This is a genomic window from Streptomyces bobili (genome assembly GCF_002154575.1).
Taxonomy (GTDB): domain Bacteria; phylum Actinomycetota; class Actinomycetes; order Streptomycetales; family Streptomycetaceae; genus Streptomyces; species Streptomyces bobili.
In genome coordinates this window covers 1-17,336 of the sequence record NZ_MUBA01000167.1, presented here as the reverse complement: position 1 = coordinate 17,336, position 17,336 = coordinate 1, and the positions used below count along the sequence as shown (strand labels likewise).

Below are 17,336 nucleotides of genomic sequence, written 5' to 3'. Positions count from 1 at the left end.
CTCGCCGAGCAGCATGTGCAGATACGTCGCCAGGCTCAGCGCGATCACGAACGACACCACGTGGCCCGCGCCTTCGGGGACGCCGACCGCGTGGAACACCGGCTCCAGCAGGTGCGCGATCGCCGGTTCGGCGACGACACCGAGGACCAGGGTGCACAGCGTGATGCCGAGCTGGGCGGCGGCCAGCAGCGCGGACACGTGCTCCAGTCCCCACAGCACGCTCTTGCCGCGCCGGTCGCCCTGTTCGGCGTACGGCTCGATCTGGGAGCGGCGGACGGAGATCAGCGCGAACTCGGCGCCGACGAAGAAGGCGTTGACGACCAGGGTCGCCAGGCCGATGAGCAGCTGGACGGCGGTCACCGGTCCGCTCCTTCCGCGGGGTTCTTGGTGAGCGGGGCGTGCAGCAGGACGCGCGCGGCCCGGCGCCCGGACGCGTCGACGACGTCCATGCGCCAGCCGGCCACGTCCACGCTGTCGCCGACGGCCGGGATACGGCCCAGCTCGGTGGCGACGAGGCCGGCGAGGGTCTCGTAGGGGCCCTCCGGGGCGTGCAGCCCCACGCGGGCGAGCTGGTCGGTGCGGGCGGCGCCGTCGGCCGAATAGGTCTGGCGGCCCTCGTCGTCGGTGCCGGCGCGGGCCAGGTCGGGGGTCTCGTGCGGGTCGTGCTCGTCGCGGACCTCGCCGACGACCTCCTCGACGATGTCCTCCAGGGTCGCCACGCCCGCGGTGCCGCCGTACTCGTCGATGACCACGGCCATCGTCCGTTTGCCGGAGAGGCGGTCCAGGAGCCGGTCCACGGTCAGGGACTCGGGGACCAGCAGGGGTTCGCGCATCAGCTCGGCGACGGGCACGCGCGCGCGGTGCTCCGCGGGCACGGCCAGGACGTCCTTGATGTGCGCGGTGCCGACGACGGTGTCCAGGCCGCCGCGGTACACGGGGAAGCGGGACAGGCCCGTCGCCCGGGTCGCGTTGGCCACGTCCTCGCAGGTGGCCTGGGCGTCGAGCGCGATCACCTGCACGCGCGGGGTCATCACGTTCTCGGCGGTCAGGTCGGCCAGGTTCAGGGTGCGCACGAACAGCTCGGCGGTGTCCGCCTCCAGGGCGCCCTGCCGGGCCGAGTGCCGGGCCAGCGCCGCCAGCTCCTGGGGGCCGCGGGCGGAGGCCAGCTCCTCGGCGGGCTCCAGCCCGAACCGGCGTACGACCCGGTTGGCGGTGTTGTTGAGGTGGCTGATGAAGGGCCGGAAGGCGGCGCTGAACCAACGCTGCGCGTTGCCCACCCGCTTGGCCACGGCCAGCGGGCTGGAGATCGCCCAGTTCTTCGGCACCAGTTCGCCGACCACCATCAGGAACACCGTCGACAGCGCCGTGCCCAGCACCAGGGCGACCGAACTCGCCGCCGTGCTCGACAGGCCGAGGGACTCCAGCGGGCCGGAGATCAGCTTGGCGATCGAGGGTTCGGCGAGCATGCCGACGACCAGGTTGGTAACGGTGATGCCGAGCTGGGCGCCGGAGAGCTGGAAGGTGAGGTTGCGGACGGCCTTGAGGGCGCCGGCCGCGCCGCGCTCGCCGCGCTCCACGGCTCGTTCCAGTTCGCCGCGTTCGACTGTGGTCAGCGAGAACTCCGCGGCGACGAAGGCACCGCACGCGAGCGACAGCAGGATCGCCACCAAGAGCAGGAGCAGTTCCATCACCGGTTCACCTCCGTCCCATGATCGGACAGGGCAGGCGGGATCGCGCGGTGTCGGATACTGGGAGGCTCGCCCATGGGCGGACGCTCACACCTTTCGAGAAGTCGGTGAATCGATGACGGACCGTATGCATGAAGGGACCGCATCGATGACGGCGCCGTACGGATGAGGGGACCGTATGGTCCGTTCGGCTCCCTCATGGTAAAGGATCGGCAAAGGGTGGCAGGTTCGCCCCCCCGGCTGGGCCCGGTCGCTCCCGGTTCAGTCGGTCAGCGGCTTCACCCAGCGCCGCCACTTCTCCTCCGGCGTGTACCCCGCCGCCCGCCACGCATGGTGGGCCGTCTCGTTCCGGGTGAGCACCATCGCGTCGGCGCGCCGGCCGCCGAGCCGGACGAACCGTTCCTCCGCCGCGGCGAGCAGCGCCGAGCCGATGCCCTGGCGGCGGTACGCCGGATGCGCCGCCAGCCGGTAGAGGTGACAGCGCCAGCCGTCGAACCCGGCGATGACCGTACCGACCAGCTCACCGCCGCGCTCCGCCAGGATCAGCGCGCCGGGGTCGCGAGCGACGAGCCGCTCCACGCCGTCGCGGTCGTCGCTGATACTCGTGCCCTCGGCGGCCGTCTTCCAGAAGGCCAGCACGGTGTCGAGGTCGTCGGGCGTCGCGGCCCGTATCCGCAGATCAGACATGGGCCGATCCCATCACGCCCGGCACACCGCGACGCGGAATTCCACCATCCGGACGGCCGGCGCCCCCTGCGCACCGGGACGGCCGACCGGGCCTCCGGGGCGTCGCGGCCCACACGACGGAAGCCCGGTCGGCCGAATGCCCCCGCACTCGTACGCGAACCCAGGCAAGGGCGACCGAGCCCGTCACCCGCGCCCGATCCGAGGGACCGCGCCCGGCCGCGCGCTCCTCACTCGTGCGCGATGGCCGTCAGCACGTTCATCCGCGAGGCCCGCAGCGCCGGCAGCAGGGCCGCCACCACGCCGACCACCGCCGAGCCGACGACGACCGCGACGATCGTCGTCCACGGGATCGCCAGCGCCTTCATGCCTTGCAGGGCCAGCACCTGCTGGGTGCACACGCCCCACACCAGTCCCAGCGCCAGTCCCAGGACCGCGCCGAACACCGCGATCACCACCGACTCCAGCCGGATCATGCGGCGCAACTGCCGCCGGGACAGCCCGATCGCCCGCAGCAGCCCGATCTCCCGGGTCCGCTCGACCACCGACAGGGCGAGGGTGTTGACCACGCCGAGCACCGCGATCACGATCGCCAGGCCGAGCAGTGCGTACACGAGGTACAGGAGCACGGCGATCTGGTCGTGCACCAGTTCCTTGTAGTCCGCCTGGTCGCGCGCCTGCACCTGCGGATAGGGGTCGAGGGTCCGCTCCAGCCGGGGCCTCAGTCGGTCCGCGTCCGTGCCGGCGGCCGCGTTGACGTACAGCACGGAGTCCTGCCCGCCCGGCACGTACTTCTCGACGGTGGCGATGCCGAAGAACAGGCCGCCCTGCATGCCGAATCCCTCGGCGGCGTCCTGGTCGGTGAGCGCCCCCACCCGGAACGAGGCGGTCCGCTCGCCGGGGAACTCGACGGGCAGGACACTGCCCACCCGCACGCCGTGGTCCTCGGCGAAGTCGACGTCCATGGCGATCGCCCCGTCGGCCAGCGCGGCGGCCGTGTCCCCACGCGCGTACGTCACATGGGCGACCTCGTCGACCTGGCTGTCGTAGCCGGCGGCCGTCGTCTTGACACGCTCGCCGTCGGGCAGCCGTACGGCCACCGGCGCGAACCGCTGCCGTACGACGAGGCCGACGCCGTCGGTGGCGCGGACCCGGTCGGTGACCTCTTGCGAGAAGGGGGTGAGGTTGGTGTTCTGGATGACGAAGTCGGCGCCCAGCGTGTCGTCGATCTGCTGGTCGAAGGACTTCGACATGGAGGCGCTCGCCACCGACATGCCGCCCACCAGGGCGAGGCCCACCATCAGCGCGGCGGCGGTGGCGCCGGTGCGGCGGGGGTTGCGCAGGGCGTTGCGCTGGCTCATCCGGCCGACCGGGCCGAACAGGGCCGGGAAGGCCCCGCCGAGCACCTGGATCACCGGGCGGACCAGCAGCGGGCCCGCGACGACCGTCGCGATCAGGGTGAGGACGACGCCGAGGCCCAGCAGCGAGGCCGCGGACGCGGTCTCCGAAGCGGTGACGCACCCGGTCAGGGCCGCCACGCCCAGGGCGCCGACGACGGCCCCGACCATCGCGCGCACCCTCAGCGGCCGTCCCACCCCGGCGACGTCCGCGTCCGCCAGGGCCGCCATCGGCGACACCGTGGCCGCGCGGCGGGCCGGGAGGTAGGCGGCCACGAAGGTGACGCCGACGCCGACGGCGTACGCCGAGACGGGGGTGACCCAGCCGATGGCCATCTCGGCGGTGTTGAGGTTCATGCCGAAGGCGCTCATGAGGCGGATCAGGCCCGCCGCCAGGCCGATGCCGGCCGCGAGGCCCACCGTGGAGCCGACCAGGCCGAGCAGCAGGGCCTCGGTGAGGACCGAGCGCCGTACCTGGCGTCTGTCGGCGCCCAGGGCGCGCAGCAGACCCAGTTCCCGCGTGCGCTGCGCGATCAGCATCGAGAACGTGTTGACGATCAGGAACACGCCCACCAGCACGGCGATCCCGGCGAATCCGAGCATCACGTACTTGATGACATCGAGGAACCCGCCGAGGTTCTCCGCCGCCGATTTGGCCTGCTCGTCGGCGGTGCGCACGTCGTAGGGCCCGGAGCCGAGCGCGGCGGCGATCCGCGTCTTCAGCTCCGCGTCGGTGACGCCGTCCGACGCCTCGACGGAGACGCTCGTGGCCAGGTCCGCCGAGCCCAGCAGCCGGGTCGCGGCGACCTCGGGGTCGAGGAAGACCAGGGCGGCGCCGGGGTTGGTGGTCCTGAAGGTGGCGATGCCGACGACCTCGACCCGGAACGAGCCCGGCTGGGCCATCACGGTCAGCGTGTCGCCCGTCTCCACATGCTTCTTGTCGGCGGTGTCGGCGTCGAGCACGGCCTCGCCCGCGCCGCGCGGGACGTGTCCGGAGGTCAGTTCCACCGGGCTGCGGTCGGTGAGGTACCAGTCGGTGGCGATGGTGGGCGCGCCGGTGGTCGGTCCGACGGACTTGTTCGCGCTGTCGACGACGGTGATGTTCTGCACGCTCACGTCGGCGTGCGCCGAGGACACCCCGTCGACGGCGGCCACCCGGCCGGTGAGTGCGGCGGGCAGGGTCTGGACGGCGCCGGTCGGCACGGAGGAGTCGAGGTCGTCGCGGGGTTCCACGGTCACGTCGGCCGAGGTGGACGCGAACAGGCGGTCGAAGGTGCGCGTGACCGTGTCGGAGAAGATCAGGCTGCCCGCGACGAACGCCACCGACAGCACGACGGCGAGGGCGGACAGCAGCAGCCGCCCCTTGTGCGCGAGGAAGCTCCGCAGCGTCGCCTTCAGCACCTGTTCAGTCCTCCTCGGGGGCCGCGCCGGCCTGGGCGCGGATCAGGTCGAAGCGCTTCATGCGCTCCAGTACCGCCTCGGCAGTGGGCCGTTCCATCTCGTCCACCAGCCGGCCGTCCGCGAGGAAGAGCACGAGGTCGGAGTGGGTGGCGGCGCCGGGGTCGTGGGTGACCATGACGACGGTCTGGCCCAGGTCGTCCACCGCCTGGCGCAGGAAAGCGAGGACCTCCAGACCGGCGCGCGAGTCCAGGTTGCCGGTCGGCTCGTCGGCGAAGATCAGCTCCGGGCGGGAGGCGAGTGCGCGGGCGCAGGCCACGCGCTGCTGCTGCCCGCCGGAGAGCTGGGACGGCCGGTGCCTCAGGCGGTCGCGCAGACCGAGCGTGTCGATCACCTGGTCGAGCCACTTCTGGTCCGGCTTCTGGCCGGCGATGTCCATCGGCAGGGTGATGTTCTCGACCGCGTTGAGCGTCGGGATGAGATTGAACGACTGGAACATGAAGCCGATCCGGTCGCGCCGGAGCCGGGTCAGCTCCCGTTCCTTCAGGCCCGTGATCTCGGTGTCGCCGAGCCACACCTGTCCGGCGGAGACGGTGTCGAGTCCGGCCAGGCAGTGCATGAGCGTGGACTTCCCGGAGCCCGACGGCCCCATGACCGCGGTGAAGCGTCCGCGGACGATGTCCACGTCCACCGAGTCCAGGGCGAGCACGGTCGTCTCGCCGGAGCCGTACGCCTTCGTCAGACCCCGGGCGCGCGCCGCCAGGTCCTCGGCCGAGGCCAGACCGGGGGCGTGCTGCGCAGCAGGTGTGGACAAGGCTGCCTCCTCGCTCGCGTGGACGTGCCGGGTCGTTGTTCCGGCCGAGCGTAGTGTGACGGGGCGCACACTCGGTATCTCTTTTCGCCGCGAGTCCGCCCTTGCCGATGCTAGCGGTTCGGCGCTAGCTTCGAGGTATGGCGAAGACCCAGCTGAACGTACGCGTCGACGAGGGCACGGCCAAGGCCGCCCGCGAGCGCGCCACCGCGCGCGGCATGAGCGTGAACCGCTACATCGAGGAGCTGGTCAGGCAGGACGCCGGCGAAACGGGCCACACGTTCGTCGAGGCCGCCGCCGACTTCATGAAGCAGTACGAGAACGTGTTCGCGGAGGAGTTCGGCGCGGCCCGCGAGGGCGGCACCCACGAAGGTCGCCGCTGACCCCTTGAGCGACCTCACGATCGATCTCGCATGGCTCCTGATGATCGCCGAACAGAAGACACCCGGAGACCCCCAGGTCACCGACTGGGGAGCCCTGGTGGCGGCGGTGGCACGCCATGACGCCCAGATCTTCGACGTCCCGGTGTACGACTCGCCGCACGCCCGCGCGGCCTCGCTCCTCCAACTCCTCCTCCACGTCCCGGCGCTGGAGCGCTCGAACGCCCTCTTCGCCTGCGCCGTCGCCTACGCGTACCTGGTGGCGAGCGGAGCGAAGGTCGTGACCTCACCCGAGCAGGTCCGCGACCTGGCCCGGCTGGTCAAGAGCGGCGAGGCGTCGGTGTACGACATCACGCAGGAACTGCGCCGCTGGAGCCAGTGACCGGCAACCCCCCGGCAGCCTTCGACGTCGACAGTCACCGACTCCGCGCCGCGTCGGCGACCGGCCGCCAGGCCGTGCCCAGCCTGCAGTACGACGTCGGCAGGACCGGCCCGTTCTCCGGCACCAGCAGCCGCCGGTAGGGGCCGAGTTCGAACCCGGCCTCGCGCAGCGCGCCCACCGGGTCGCGGGAGAGATGGCAGCCGCCGCTGACCAGCGGCCACACCGTCCGGTCCAGGGCACGCTGGGTGAGGACCATCGCCGGGCCGCCGCCCCTGCCGTGCTCCAGGAACCGCACCTCGCCACCGGGCCGCAGCACCCGCCGCACCTCGGCGAGGGCCCGCGGCAGGTCCCGGACGCTGCACAGGACGAGTGAGAGCACCGCCGCGTCGAAGGCCTCGCTCTTGACCGGCAGGGCCTCGGCCGCGCCCGGCGCGACATCGACCGGCACCTCGGCCCGCAGGGCGGCCTCCACCGCGAGCGTGCGCAGCAGCCGTTCCGGTTCGATCGCGACGACCTCGGAGACCGTACGCGGGTAGTGCGCGAAGTTCAGGCCGTTGCCCGCGCCGATCTCGATGACGCGGCCGGAGAGCCCCGCGAGCAGCCTGCCGCGCAGGGCGGCCAGGCCCCCGCGGGTCTCCGCGGTCACGCTGATCCGGGCGTAGCAGCGCGCGAACAGCGGGTGGTGGACGGGATCACCGGGCACCTTGCCGGAGCCGGTGGACCGTAGCGGCATGGCGACCTCCCGGGCAGGACGGGCCTACCAGGATTCTCCCCCGTACGGGCCCGCCGCACCCCCGCTGACGCACATCGGTGTCACTGGATGAAGGCATGCACCTGTTCGTAGATGCCGGGGTCGTTGTTGGTGTCCGTGTGGGACACGCATCCGACGCCGACGTTGGTCGCCCCGCTCAGCAGCGCCGAGGAGTCCGGGTTGATCGCCTCGTCGCAGTTCGACCAGTAGCTCGCGTAGGTCACGGCGCCCGGCGTCTCGTCGCCGGAGTTCAGCGCGGTGAGGAACGAGCTGCCGGTCTGCATCTCCGCGCACGAGGTGTAGAGCCACGCGCACAGCGAGGCGGTGGACGTGCCGTGGTTGGTGCCGGCGACGGAGACGAAGTCGTCCACGTACGCCGTACCGCCGAGGTTCTTCAGGTAGTAGCGCGAGCTGAGCGCGCCCATGGAGTGCACGACGAGGTCCACCTTGCTCGCGCCGGTGCGCGCGAGCACGTTCTGGATCTCGGTCGCCAGTTGCCGGGCGGTGGTCACGTTCGACTGGGACCAGCTGTACGACCAGGCGTCCAGCTCGGCGGCCGTGTAGCCGTCCGCCGTGAAGTTCGCGACCCAGTCGTTCCAACTGCTCGCGGAACTGCTGATGCCGTGGACGAGGACGACCGGATTGTGCGTCGCCGCGTGTGCGGGGGGAGCGGCGAAGGAGAGTGCCAGAAGGAGCGAAGAGAGGGCGGCCGAGAGGACCGCGGCGATGCGACGCTTGCCGCGCTGCATGATGCCTCCTGAAACGGGTGGGGTTGTCAGGAGTGTCCGGCGGGGTCTACGCGCGCCGCATCGGTGTAATCGCCGGTCTTTACTGTTCAAGTAACCCATCGGTAACGTGATGTGGGTGGTGACTCCGGTGAACCCCCCACCTCTTGACCGCACTTGGCCACCGACACTCGCCGACGCGTGGCCGCGCCCGGCCTCCGCGCTCCCCGAACGCGTCCGGACCAGGGTCCTGCGCCTGGTGTACGGCGATCCGCGCGCCGCCGCCTCCCTCGCCGCACGCCTCACCGAACGGCAGGCCGCCGGCCTCGACCCGCTGCCCGTCGAACCCGCCGACCTCGCCCCCGAGTTGCTGCGCGCCCGGCGCCGCGCGCTGCGGGCCCTGCCCGACGACACCCGGCTGCTGCTCCTGCTCGCCGCCGCCGACCAGTACCCGGTCGCCACCCACGCCTTCCTGCGTGCCGTCGCCGCCACCCGCCTGGACACCCGCTGCCTGGAGTCCGCCGAGACCGCCGGACTCGCCCACGCCGCGGCGGGCGGGGTCCGCTTCGCCGACCCCTGGACCCGGATCGCCGCGTACGAATCGGCGGGCCCGGCCGACCGGCGCGACGTGCACCGGCTGCTCGCCCGCGTCCTGCACGGCTCGGGCGAGACGGCCCGCCGCTCCTGGCACCGGGGCGCCGGCGCCCTCGGCCCCAGCGGGCGGCTCGCGGCCGAGCTGACAGCGGCGGCGGACCGGGCCCGCGACGCCGGCGACCCCGCACTGTCCGGTGCCCTCACCGGACGCGCCGCCGCCCTCAGTCCGGACCCCCGTCACCGCTCCGGCCTGCTGGCGCGGGCCGCCGTCGACGCCTGGGACGCGGGCGACGGCGACCGGGCCCGCGTCCTGGCCGCCCGCACCCATGGCGAAGCCCTGCACGGCGTGCTCGCCCTGCGCACCGGACACGCCGGGGAGGCGTTCGACGCCCTGACCGCGGGCGCCACCCAGACGGCAGCGGGCGGAAGACCCTCGGCGCGGTCCGAGGAGCACGCCGGACACCTCCTGGCCCGCGCCACCGAAGCCGCCGTCTACACCGGCGACCTGAGCCGCTGTCGCGAGGCCGTCCGCCTCGCCGGACGCCTCGGCATCGACCCACCGGGGGTGCTCGGCGGACTCGCCGCGGCCGTCGAAGGGCGCTACGCGGACGCCCGCGAACTGCTCGGGGCCACCGCCGGACGGTGCGGTCCCGGCGGCGACCCCACCCTCCTCCTGCACGCCGGGATCGCCGCCCTGCTGCTCGGCGACCATCCCCGCGCCGCCACCGCCACCCACCGGTCCGCCGCCGCGGCCCGCGCCCGGGGACTCGTGCCGCCCGTCTCCCAGGCGGCGGAGTTCCGCGCCTACGCCGACTTCTGGACCGGCCGGCCCCGCGCAGCCGAGGCCGCCGCCCTGGACGCGCTGCGCCAGGCGCAGGCCACCGGCCAGGACAGCGGCGCCTGTCATCTGCAGGCCGCCCTGGCGATGTTCGCGGCCCTGGCCGGCGACACCGACCTGTGCCGCGAACGGGCCGCCGCCGCCCGCGGATACGCCCTCGCGCACGGCCTCGGTCTGCCCGCCGCCCTCGCCCAGTGGGCGCTCGCCTTCCTCGACCTCGGCCACGGCCGCCACGACGCCGCCGCGGCCCGCCTGCGCGCCCTCGCCGGAGCCGGCCCCGGCCACGGGCACCGCGCGATCCGCCATCTGGCCATCCCGCACTACGTCGAAGCCGCCGTCCACACCGGCGACACCCGCGTGGCCCGCGCCGCGCACGCCGCCTACGACCGCTGGGCCCACGCCGTCCGCAGCCCCGACGAGCTGGCCCTCAGCGCCCGCTGCCGGGCCCTGCTCACCCCCGGCGCCGACACCGTCGAGCACTACCGCATCGCCCTCGACCTCCACGCGCAGGGCACGCGCGCCGTCGAACGCGCCCGCACCGAGCTGCTGTTCGGCGGCGCCCTGCGCAGGCTGCGCCGCCGCACCGAGGCCCGAGAACAGCTGCACAGCGCCCTGGAAGCGTTCGAGTCCTTCGGCGCCCCGCACTGCGCGGACCGGGCCCGCGCCGAACTCCGCGCCCTCGGCGCCCCCGCCACCACCGGCCGCCCGCCCGAAAGCCCCCGGGCGAGCCTGACCGCCCAGCAGCTACGGGTCGCCCTCATGGCCGCCGAGGGCGCGACGAACCGCGAGATCGCCGTCCGCCTCGCCCTCAGCCCCCGCACCATCGACCACCACCTGCGCGGCGTCTTCAACCGCCTGGGCATCCGCTCCCGCATCGAACTCGTCCGACTGCTGGCCGAGGGAGGCGACTAGCTTCCGTACGGCCCGAGAGACCCGCTCCACCTCTCGGGCTCGGTCCGGCTCCGGAACGCCTCCGCCTCCCACGTCCCGTCCAGCCGTGAGGCGAGCCAGCCGGGCGCGGCCGTACGGAACTCGGCGGGCGCGAGCGATCCCGAACCGGCGGGCAGCGCGCCGAGCAGCGGGGCCCCGGCGATGTCGGGCAGGTCGGTGACATTGCACCGCATCGCCAGATCGGGCGAGTCGGGCCAGGACCCGATCACCACACCCAGCAACTCCAGCCCACGCGAGCGCAGTTCACGGGCTGTCAGGTCGGTCGTGTTGAGCGTGCCCAGTCCCGCCGACGCCACCACGAGCACCGGCGCCCGCAGCATCTCCGCGGCGTCGGCCAGTGTGCCGCCCGCCTCGTCGAACCGCACCAGGAGCCCGCCGGCCCCCTCGACGAGGACCAGGTCGTGCTCGGTGGCCAGCTTCGCCGCCGCGTCGGCGACCTCACGCGGCCGTACGGGCACCATCCCCGCCCGCAGCGCCGCCGTCGCCGGCGCCAACGGCTCGGGATAGCGGGCGAGTTCGGCGGCGGTGACCGCGCCGGCCAGCCGCACGACCTCGTCCGCGTCACCGCGTTCGCCGGGCCCTACGCCGGTCTGCGCGGCCTTCAGTACGGCCACCGAGCGGCCCGCCGCGAGGGCGGAGGCGGCGACGGCCGCGGTCGTGACGGTCTTGCCGACCTCCGTGCCCGTCCCCGTGATCACCAGGATCGGCATGTTCATCCCTCCCGTGCCACCGCGCACACCGCTCGCGCGATCCGTGCCACGTCCTCGTCGCCGGTGACGTAGGGCGGCATCGTGTAGACGAGGTCGCGGAACGGCCGCAGCCAGACGCCCTCGCGTACGGCGGCCTCGGTGGCGGCCCTCATGTCCACCGGGTGGTCGAGCTGGACGACCCCGATCGCGCCGAGCACCCGTACGTCCTTCACGCCGGGCAGGTCCGCGGCCGGAGCGAGCCCCTCACGCAGTCCCGTCCCGATCCGCCGGACCTCGGCGAGCCAGTCCTGTCCGAGGAGCAGCTCGATCGAGGCGCAGGCGACCGCCGCGGCCAGCGGGTTGCCCATGAACGTCGGACCGTGGGCCAGCACCGGCACCTCGCCCCGCGAGATGCCCTCGGCGACCCGCGGCGTGCACAGCGTCGCCGCCATCGTCAGATAGCCGCCGGTCAGCGCCTTGCCGACGCACATCACATCCGGGCTCACCCCGGCGTGGTCCGCCGCGAACAGCGCGCCCGTCCTTCCGAAACCGGTCGCGATCTCGTCGAACACCAGCAGCACGTCGTGCTCGTCGCATGCCTCGCGCAGCACCGACAGATACGCGGGGGAGTGGAACCGCATCCCGCCCGCGCCCTGCACCACCGGTTCCACGATCACCGCGGCCAGCTCGTCGGCGTGCCGTCCGATCGCCGCGCGCAGCTCATGGGCGTACGTCTCGTCGTACTCCGCGGGGGGAGCCCCGACGAAGTGCTGCCGGGGCAGCACCCCGGTCCACAGGTCGTGCATCCCGCCCTCGGGGTCGCACACGGACATCGGCTGCCAGGTGTCGCCGTGGTAGCCGCCGCGCCACGTCAGCAGCCGCTGCTTGCCGGGGCGGCCGAGCGAGCGCCAGTACTGGAGGCACATCTTCACCGCGACCTCGACCGACACCGACCCCGAGTCGGCGAGGAACACATGCTCCAGCCCGTCGGGCGACATGTCGACAAGCAGCTTCGCCAGCCGTACGGCGGGCTCGTGGGTGAGCCCGCCGAACATCACATGGCTCATCCGCCCGAGCTGGGCCCGCGCGGCCTCGTCGAGCACCGGGTGGCCGTAGCCGTGGATCGCCGACCACCAGGACGACATGCCGTCGACCAGTTCGCCCGAGCCGTCCGCGAGCCGCAGCCGCACCCCGCTCGCCGACTCCACGACGAGCGGGTCCACCCGGCCCGGCATCGGACCGTACGGATGCCACACATGCCGCCGGTCCAGGTCCAGCAGCTCGGACACGGCCCCCTCAGGCATTGGGCGCGAGGTCCGTACCGGCGCCCCGGCGACGGACGGCGACCAGGTCCGTACGGGCCTCGTTCGCCGGCGCGGCGGGAACCGACCCGCACACACCGCCGCCGTCCTCGTGCGACCCGCAGCCGCTGCCGTCCTCGTGCGACCCGCAGCCGCCGGCGGCCCCGTGGGATCCGCAGCCGGCACTCGCCCGGTGTTCCGGCAGGGTCACCTCGCCCGCGCCCTCCACCTCGAACCCGGCGTCCGCGATCATGTCGAGGTCGGCCTGTCCGGCCTGGCCCTCGGTGGTGAGGTAGTCGCCGAGGAAGATGGAGTTGGCCAGGTTCAGCGCGAGCGGCTGCATCGAGCGCAGATGGACCTCACGGCCGCCCGCGATGCGCACCTCCACGTCCGGGCAGACGAACCGCACCATGGCCAGGATGCGCAGACAGCGCTGCGGGGTGAGGTTCCACTCCTTGGCCAGCGGGGTGCCCTCGACCGGGATCAGGAAGTTCACCGGCACGGAGTCCGGGTCCAGTTCGCGCAGCGAGTAGACGACGTCGACCAGGTCCTCGTCCGACTCGCCCATGCCGGCGATCAGTCCCGAGCAGGCCGAGAGCCCGGCCGCGTGCGCCTTGCGCACCGTGTCCACCCGGTCGGCGTACGTGTGGGTGGTCGTGATGTCCGCGTACGTCTCCTCGGACGTGTTCAGGTTGTGGTTGTAGGCGTCCGCGCCCGCCTCGCGCAGCCGCTCCGCCTGACCGTCGGAGAGCAGGCCCAGGCAGGCGCACACCTCGACGCTCTCGTTCTGGTCCTTGATCGCCTTGATGGTCTCGGAGACCCGGTCGACGTCCCGGTCGGTCGGGCCGCGCCCGGACGCCACCAGACAGACGCGCTTGGCGCCCCCGGCGAGCCCCGCGGCGGCGGCCCGCGAGGCCTCGTCGGGCTTGAGCCAGGTGTACTTGAGGATCCCGGCCGTAGAGCCGAGTCGCTGGGAACAGTAGGAGCAGTCCTCCGGGCACAGGCCCGACTTCAGGTTGACGAGATAGTTGAGTTTCACCCGTCGCCCGAACCAGTGACGGCGCACCTTTCCGGCCGCGGCCACCACGTCGAGCAGGTCGTCGTCGGACGTGGCCAGGACGGCCAACGCCTCTTCGCGGGTCGGCAGCTCGCGCCGAAGCCCCTTGTCCACCAGCGTGTTCAGCAGGTCCATGAGAGCCGATCCTGTCTTACCGGCCGTTTCCGGGCCAGGGAGAGTTCGTACAACAGAGGGCATTGGAGGTGTGGGTATTGCCACACCATGGGATACGCGCCGTGCGGCTAGTGTCTGTCCACTGCCTACAAATTCCGCGGAGGACGAGCCATGGCGTTCGGCTGGATCGACGAGCAGGCGCGGCTGCGCCGGAGCGCCGGACTCGTACGGACGCTGCGCCCCCGCCCGGCCGACTCGCCGCTCCTCGACCTCGCGAGCAACGACTACCTGGGCCTGGCCCGGCACCCCGAGGTCACCGAGGGCGCGGCGCGGGCCGCGCGGACCTGGGGCGGCGGCGCGACCGGCTCCCGGCTCGTCACCGGCACCACCGAACTCCACGCGGAACTGGAGCGGGAACTGGCCGACTTCTGCGGCTTCGAGGCGGCCCTCGTCTTCTCCTCCGGGTACGCCGCCAACCTCGCCGCGGTCACCGCGCTGGCCCCGCACGGCTCCCTGATCGTCTCCGACGCGGGCAACCACGCCTCGCTCATCGACGGCTGCAGGCTGGCGCGCGCGACGACGCAGGTCGTCGCGCACGCCGACCCCGACTCCGTGCGCAAGGCGCTGGACACCTGGGACGGGGGCCCGGCCGTGGCGGTCTCCGACACGGTCTTCTCCGTCGACGGGGACGCCGCCCCGCTGGCCGCCCTCGCCGAGGCCTGCCGGGAGCACGGGGCCGGGCTGGTCGTCGACGACGCCCACGGCCTCGGTGTCCTGGGCCGTGGTGGCCGCGGCGCCCCGCACGCGGCGGGACTGGCGGGCGCCGACGACGTGGTCGTCACCCTCACGCTGTCCAAGTCGCTGGGCAGCCAGGGCGGCGCCGTGCTCGGCCCCGCGCGCGTGATCGACCATCTGGTCAACGCGGCCCGGACGTTCATCTTCGACACCGGCCTCGCCCCGGCGGCGGCGGGCGCGGCCCTCGCCGCCCTGACACTGCTGCGCCGCGAGCCGGAACGCGCGGCGCGCGCGCGTGAGGTGGCGGGCGAACTGCACGCACGCCTGACGGCCGCGGGTCTGGAAGCGGTGCGTCCGGACGCCGCGGTCGTCTCCGTGCGGGCTCCGTCCCCGGAGGGGGCCCTGCGATGGGCGGCGGACTGCCGGTCGGCAGGCCTGGCCGTGGGCTGCTTCCGTCCTCCTTCCGTGCCCGACGGCATCTCACGCCTGAGGCTGACCGCCCGCGCGGACCTCACTCAGGGGCAGATCGAACGCGCTGTACGGGTGATCGACGAGACACGACCATGAGTCGGCGTGACACGGCCGTGGGCCGGCGAACGGTGCCTGATGGACGGGCGGGGGTCAGCGGAACGCGGCCGTGAAGTCCGTCCAGCTCTCGGGGGAGAAGAGCAGGGCGGGCCCGGCCGGGTCCTTGGAGTCGCGTACGGCGAGCAGACCGGCCCATGGCCCGGAGTCCGGGCGGGCCGTCTCGACGCAGTTGTTGGCTCCCGTGCTGTAGCTGCTGCGCAGCCACCGCAGATCACGCGGGTGGGGGAGACCTGGCGGATCGGTGCTGGAGGGGACGTTGCGAGGCAGTGCGGTCATGGTGCCTCCTTACGCGCGTCACCTAGCGCGGCGAGGTAATCCAGTGAGTCCCCGGGCGAAAGAGCGTGTGCCCGAAGGGCGTTGAAGGCCTCGGTGTAGGCCCGGAGGTCTTCTTTCCGTTCGAGATAGAGGCTACTCGTCAAGTGGTCGAGAACAACCACATCCAGATCAGAAGCGTTAGAAAACGAGAAGATTACGAAAGGGCCAGTGACACCGATGTGCGCCCCGGCGCTGAACGGCAGCACCTGCAGCCTGACCTGGGGCAGCCGCGCCGCCTCCACCAGTCGTTCCAACTGCTGCGCCATGACCTCGGGACCGCCCACCTCCCGCCGCAGCACCGCCTCGTCGAGCACCGCGTCCATCCTCAGCGGCGGCCGGGCCCGCAGCACGTCCTGCCTGGCCAGCCGCACCTCCACCAGCGTGTCCAGCCGGTCCTCGTCCAGACCCTCCGCCGCGGCCCGGGTCACCGCGCGGGCGTACGCCGGGGTCTGCAACAGGCCCGGCACGACGGTCGTCTCCAGGGTGCGCATCGCACTCGCCTGCGACTCCAGGCTGATGAAGTCCCGGTAGGTGGGCGGCAGGACACCGCGATAGGCGTGCCACCAGTGCTCCCGCCCGTCACCCTCGACCGAGCCGGCCAACGCCAGCATCAGTTCCCGCAGTTGCGCGTCGTCCACGCCGTAGGCGTCGAGCAGTAACCGCACATCGGCCGGCTTCGTACTGCTGGTGCCGGTCTCGATCCGGCTCACCTTCGACTGGTGCCAGCCCACGAGCCGCGCCGCCTCACCACTGGTGAGCCCCGCGCGGGACCGCAGCGCCCGCAGTTCGGCGCCCAGCTTCCGGCGGCGCACCGCGGGACCGTGCTGCATGGGATCCTCCTTACTCCTTCCGGGCCGTCCACGTACGCTCCGCCGTAGCAGAGTTCACCGCATCGAGCGACAGATATATGCACATCTTGGTGGATCCCCACCCGTGACCGGCGCGGTGATGGCACTCTGGCGACGAAGCACCAGTCCGGGACCGTACTCGAACCATCCGCACCGTGTCGGACTCCGGTCCCGTGGGAAAGGGACGACGTCGCCATGGCAGACCACCTGGAAGCATCCGTCACTCTGCCGAGCGATCCCGCCTCGGTGTCCACGGCCCGCACCTACGTGCTCGACACCCTTGTGCAATGGGGTCTTCCCGCCACCGCCGAGATGGCCGACACCGTCCGGCTGATCGTCTCCGAACTCGCCACCAACGCCGTGCAGCACACCTTCGGGCAGTCGCCCACCTTCACGGTGGACCTGGTCCTCGACCGTGACGAGCGGCTGCACATCGGCGTCACCGACAGTCACCCGCGCTTCCCCCAACGACTGCCGGCCGCCGTCCAGCAGGACAACGGCCGAGGCATGGTGATCATCAGATGGCTGACCGCCGAGTGCGGCGGCAGGCTCCGGGTCCGCCCCACGCGCGAGGGCGGCAAGACCGTCTTCATCGAGCTGCCCTGGACGGTCCCCGCCGAGCGGACCGATGCCGCCGGGCGTGTGGAGCCGGTGACGGCGGTGGGGCAGCAGGAGCCCTGACGGGCCCCTGGGGCCGCCGGCACCCGCGGAGCGGGCACCGGGGGGCCACGAGTGGATCCCGGGGCGGTGGCGGCGCGTCAGGACGCCGCCACCGCCCCGGGAGATCACTTGACCCGGCCGTACCAGACGCTCTTGGTCCAGATCTTCTGGAGCCGCACCACGTCCCCGGTCTTCGGTGAGTGCCAGATCTTGCCCTTACCGGCGTAGATCCCGACGTGGTAGACGCTCGACCCCGAGTGGAAGAACACCAGGTCCCCGGCCTTACGGCTGCCGGCGGAGATGTGTCGCGTCTTGTTGTACTGCTGGGCGGCGGTGCGCGGCAGCTTCTTGCCCGCCTTCTTGAACGAGTACAGCGTCAGCCCTGAGCAGTCGAACCTGTTCGGCCCGACGGCCCCGTACCGGTACGGGG

Annotated in this window: 18 protein-coding genes; 5 read left to right on the top strand and 13 right to left on the bottom strand. The window is 72.8% G+C overall.

Annotation, left to right across the window (positions count from 1 at the left end; translation table 11 throughout):
• The 5 genes from BZL64_RS14405 to BZL64_RS14385 all read right to left on the bottom strand — a co-directional run.
• The coding region (locus BZL64_RS14405; protein WP_143663132.1) for a CNNM domain-containing protein at window positions 1–360 on the bottom strand (360 nt) is incomplete at its 3' end.
• On the bottom strand, window positions 357–1,691 hold the full coding sequence (locus tag BZL64_RS14400; RefSeq protein ID WP_086769581.1) for a hemolysin family protein: 1,335 nt from the start codon (window positions 1,689–1,691) through the stop codon (window positions 357–359). The genes BZL64_RS14400 and BZL64_RS14405, both read right to left, overlap by 4 nt.
• A gap of 258 nt (window positions 1,692–1,949) precedes the next feature.
• Complete coding sequence (locus tag BZL64_RS14395) at window positions 1,950–2,375, bottom strand: GNAT family N-acetyltransferase (RefSeq protein WP_086769580.1); 426 nt, start codon at window positions 2,373–2,375, stop codon at window positions 1,950–1,952.
• A gap of 227 nt (window positions 2,376–2,602) precedes the next feature.
• Window positions 2,603–5,170, bottom strand: coding sequence for an ABC transporter permease (locus BZL64_RS14390; RefSeq protein WP_086769579.1), 2,568 nt, complete (start codon window positions 5,168–5,170; stop codon window positions 2,603–2,605).
• Window positions 5,171–5,174: 4 nt separating this feature from the next.
• Window positions 5,175–5,981: an ABC transporter ATP-binding protein gene (locus tag BZL64_RS14385; protein ID WP_086769578.1), complete on the bottom strand. Its 807-nt coding sequence runs from the start codon at window positions 5,979–5,981 to the stop codon at window positions 5,175–5,177.
• Between the two features lie 137 nt (window positions 5,982–6,118).
• Between BZL64_RS14385 and BZL64_RS14380 the strand changes: the two genes are divergently transcribed.
• Together BZL64_RS14380 and BZL64_RS14375 are read left to right on the top strand one after the other, a co-directional pair.
• The gene (locus BZL64_RS14380; RefSeq protein WP_086769577.1) at window positions 6,119–6,361 is read left to right on the top strand and encodes a toxin-antitoxin system HicB family antitoxin; all 243 of its coding nucleotides are present in this window, start codon (window positions 6,119–6,121) and stop codon (window positions 6,359–6,361) included.
• 4 nt (window positions 6,362–6,365) lie between these two features.
• Window positions 6,366–6,740: a fic family toxin-antitoxin system, toxin component gene (locus BZL64_RS14375; RefSeq protein ID WP_086769576.1), complete on the top strand. Its 375-nt coding sequence runs from the start codon at window positions 6,366–6,368 to the stop codon at window positions 6,738–6,740.
• 34 nt (window positions 6,741–6,774) lie between these two features.
• On the opposite strand, the gene BZL64_RS14370 is transcribed toward BZL64_RS14375, so the two are convergent.
• Together BZL64_RS14370 and BZL64_RS14365 are read right to left on the bottom strand one after the other, a co-directional pair.
• Window positions 6,775–7,473: a class I SAM-dependent methyltransferase gene (locus BZL64_RS14370; protein ID WP_086769575.1), complete on the bottom strand. Its 699-nt coding sequence runs from the start codon at window positions 7,471–7,473 to the stop codon at window positions 6,775–6,777.
• 80 nt (window positions 7,474–7,553) lie between these two features.
• Window positions 7,554–8,240 (bottom strand): esterase/lipase family protein, encoded by a 687-nt coding sequence (locus tag BZL64_RS14365; RefSeq protein ID WP_086769574.1) that lies wholly within the window; start codon window positions 8,238–8,240, stop codon window positions 7,554–7,556.
• A gap of 109 nt (window positions 8,241–8,349) precedes the next feature.
• On the opposite strand from BZL64_RS14365, the gene BZL64_RS14360 reads away from it, so the two are divergent.
• Window positions 8,350–10,560, top strand: a complete 2,211-nt coding sequence (locus BZL64_RS14360; RefSeq protein WP_086769573.1) for a helix-turn-helix transcriptional regulator — start codon at window positions 8,350–8,352, stop codon at window positions 10,558–10,560.
• On the opposite strand, the gene bioD is transcribed toward BZL64_RS14360, so the two are convergent.
• Genes bioD through bioB form a run of 3 tightly spaced genes read right to left on the bottom strand, consistent with a single transcriptional unit; the run spans window position 10,557 to window position 13,781 of the window.
• Window positions 10,557–11,309, bottom strand: coding sequence for a dethiobiotin synthase (gene bioD, locus BZL64_RS14355; RefSeq protein WP_086769572.1), 753 nt, complete (start codon window positions 11,307–11,309; stop codon window positions 10,557–10,559). The genes BZL64_RS14360 and bioD overlap by 4 nt on opposite strands.
• A gap of 2 nt (window positions 11,310–11,311) precedes the next feature.
• Window positions 11,312–12,592 (bottom strand): adenosylmethionine--8-amino-7-oxononanoate transaminase, encoded by a 1,281-nt coding sequence (locus BZL64_RS14350; RefSeq protein ID WP_086769571.1) that lies wholly within the window; start codon window positions 12,590–12,592, stop codon window positions 11,312–11,314.
• Window positions 12,585–13,781 carry a biotin synthase BioB gene (bioB, locus tag BZL64_RS14345; protein ID WP_086769570.1) on the bottom strand — a complete coding sequence of 399 codons (1,197 nt, stop codon included), beginning with the start codon at window positions 13,779–13,781 and terminating at the stop codon, window positions 12,585–12,587. Before bioB ends, BZL64_RS14350 begins: the two co-directional genes overlap by 8 nt.
• Before the next feature lie 150 nt (window positions 13,782–13,931).
• On the opposite strand from bioB, the gene BZL64_RS14340 reads away from it, so the two are divergent.
• Complete coding sequence (locus BZL64_RS14340) at window positions 13,932–15,062, top strand: 8-amino-7-oxononanoate synthase (protein ID WP_086769569.1); 1,131 nt, start codon at window positions 13,932–13,934, stop codon at window positions 15,060–15,062.
• 54 nt (window positions 15,063–15,116) lie between these two features.
• Here the strand turns inward: BZL64_RS14340 and BZL64_RS14335 are convergent, their stop codons facing one another.
• Both BZL64_RS14335 and BZL64_RS14330 read right to left on the bottom strand, forming a co-directional pair.
• On the bottom strand, window positions 15,117–15,359 hold the full coding sequence (locus tag BZL64_RS14335; RefSeq protein ID WP_086769568.1) for a DUF397 domain-containing protein: 243 nt from the start codon (window positions 15,357–15,359) through the stop codon (window positions 15,117–15,119).
• A complete protein-coding gene (locus tag BZL64_RS14330; protein WP_086769567.1) occupies window positions 15,356–16,228 on the bottom strand; it encodes a helix-turn-helix domain-containing protein in 873 nt (290 codons plus the stop codon). Before BZL64_RS14330 ends, BZL64_RS14335 begins: the two co-directional genes overlap by 4 nt.
• A gap of 213 nt (window positions 16,229–16,441) precedes the next feature.
• Here BZL64_RS14330 and BZL64_RS14325 point away from each other — a divergent pair, with 213 nt between their 5' ends.
• Window positions 16,442–16,927, top strand: coding sequence for an ATP-binding protein (locus BZL64_RS14325; RefSeq protein WP_086769566.1), 486 nt, complete (start codon window positions 16,442–16,444; stop codon window positions 16,925–16,927).
• 104 nt (window positions 16,928–17,031) lie between these two features.
• Here BZL64_RS14325 and BZL64_RS14320 read toward each other — a convergent pair.
• Window positions 17,032–17,336, bottom strand: a 305-nt coding sequence (locus BZL64_RS14320) for a C40 family peptidase (RefSeq protein ID WP_086769565.1), incomplete at its 5' end; no start/stop codon positions are given.

What these genes read in the sequence shown, in the direction of transcription:
- BZL64_RS14395 (WP_086769580.1), bottom strand. Translation starts at nt 2,375, where the DNA reads ATGTCTGATCTGCGGATACGGGCCGCGACGCCCGACGACCTCGACACC.
- BZL64_RS14380 (WP_086769577.1), top strand. Translation starts at nt 6,119, where the DNA reads ATGGCGAAGACCCAGCTGAACGTACGCGTCGACGAGGGCACGGCCAAG.
- BZL64_RS14370 (WP_086769575.1), bottom strand. Translation starts at nt 7,473, where the DNA reads ATGCCGCTACGGTCCACCGGCTCCGGCAAGGTGCCCGGTGATCCCGTC.
- BZL64_RS14365 (WP_086769574.1), bottom strand. Translation starts at nt 8,240, where the DNA reads ATGCAGCGCGGCAAGCGTCGCATCGCCGCGGTCCTCTCGGCCGCCCTC.
- BZL64_RS14360 (WP_086769573.1), top strand. Translation starts at nt 8,350, where the DNA reads ATGTGGGTGGTGACTCCGGTGAACCCCCCACCTCTTGACCGCACTTGG.
- bioD (WP_086769572.1), bottom strand. Translation starts at nt 11,309, where the DNA reads ATGCCGATCCTGGTGATCACGGGGACGGGCACGGAGGTCGGCAAGACC.
- BZL64_RS14350 (WP_086769571.1), bottom strand. Translation starts at nt 12,592, where the DNA reads ATGCCTGAGGGGGCCGTGTCCGAGCTGCTGGACCTGGACCGGCGGCAT.
- bioB (WP_086769570.1), bottom strand. Translation starts at nt 13,781, where the DNA reads ATGGACCTGCTGAACACGCTGGTGGACAAGGGGCTTCGGCGCGAGCTG.
- BZL64_RS14340 (WP_086769569.1), top strand. Translation starts at nt 13,932, where the DNA reads ATGGCGTTCGGCTGGATCGACGAGCAGGCGCGGCTGCGCCGGAGCGCC.
- BZL64_RS14335 (WP_086769568.1), bottom strand. Translation starts at nt 15,359, where the DNA reads ATGACCGCACTGCCTCGCAACGTCCCCTCCAGCACCGATCCGCCAGGT.
- BZL64_RS14330 (WP_086769567.1), bottom strand. Translation starts at nt 16,228, where the DNA reads ATGCAGCACGGTCCCGCGGTGCGCCGCCGGAAGCTGGGCGCCGAACTG.
- BZL64_RS14325 (WP_086769566.1), top strand. Translation starts at nt 16,442, where the DNA reads ATGGCAGACCACCTGGAAGCATCCGTCACTCTGCCGAGCGATCCCGCC.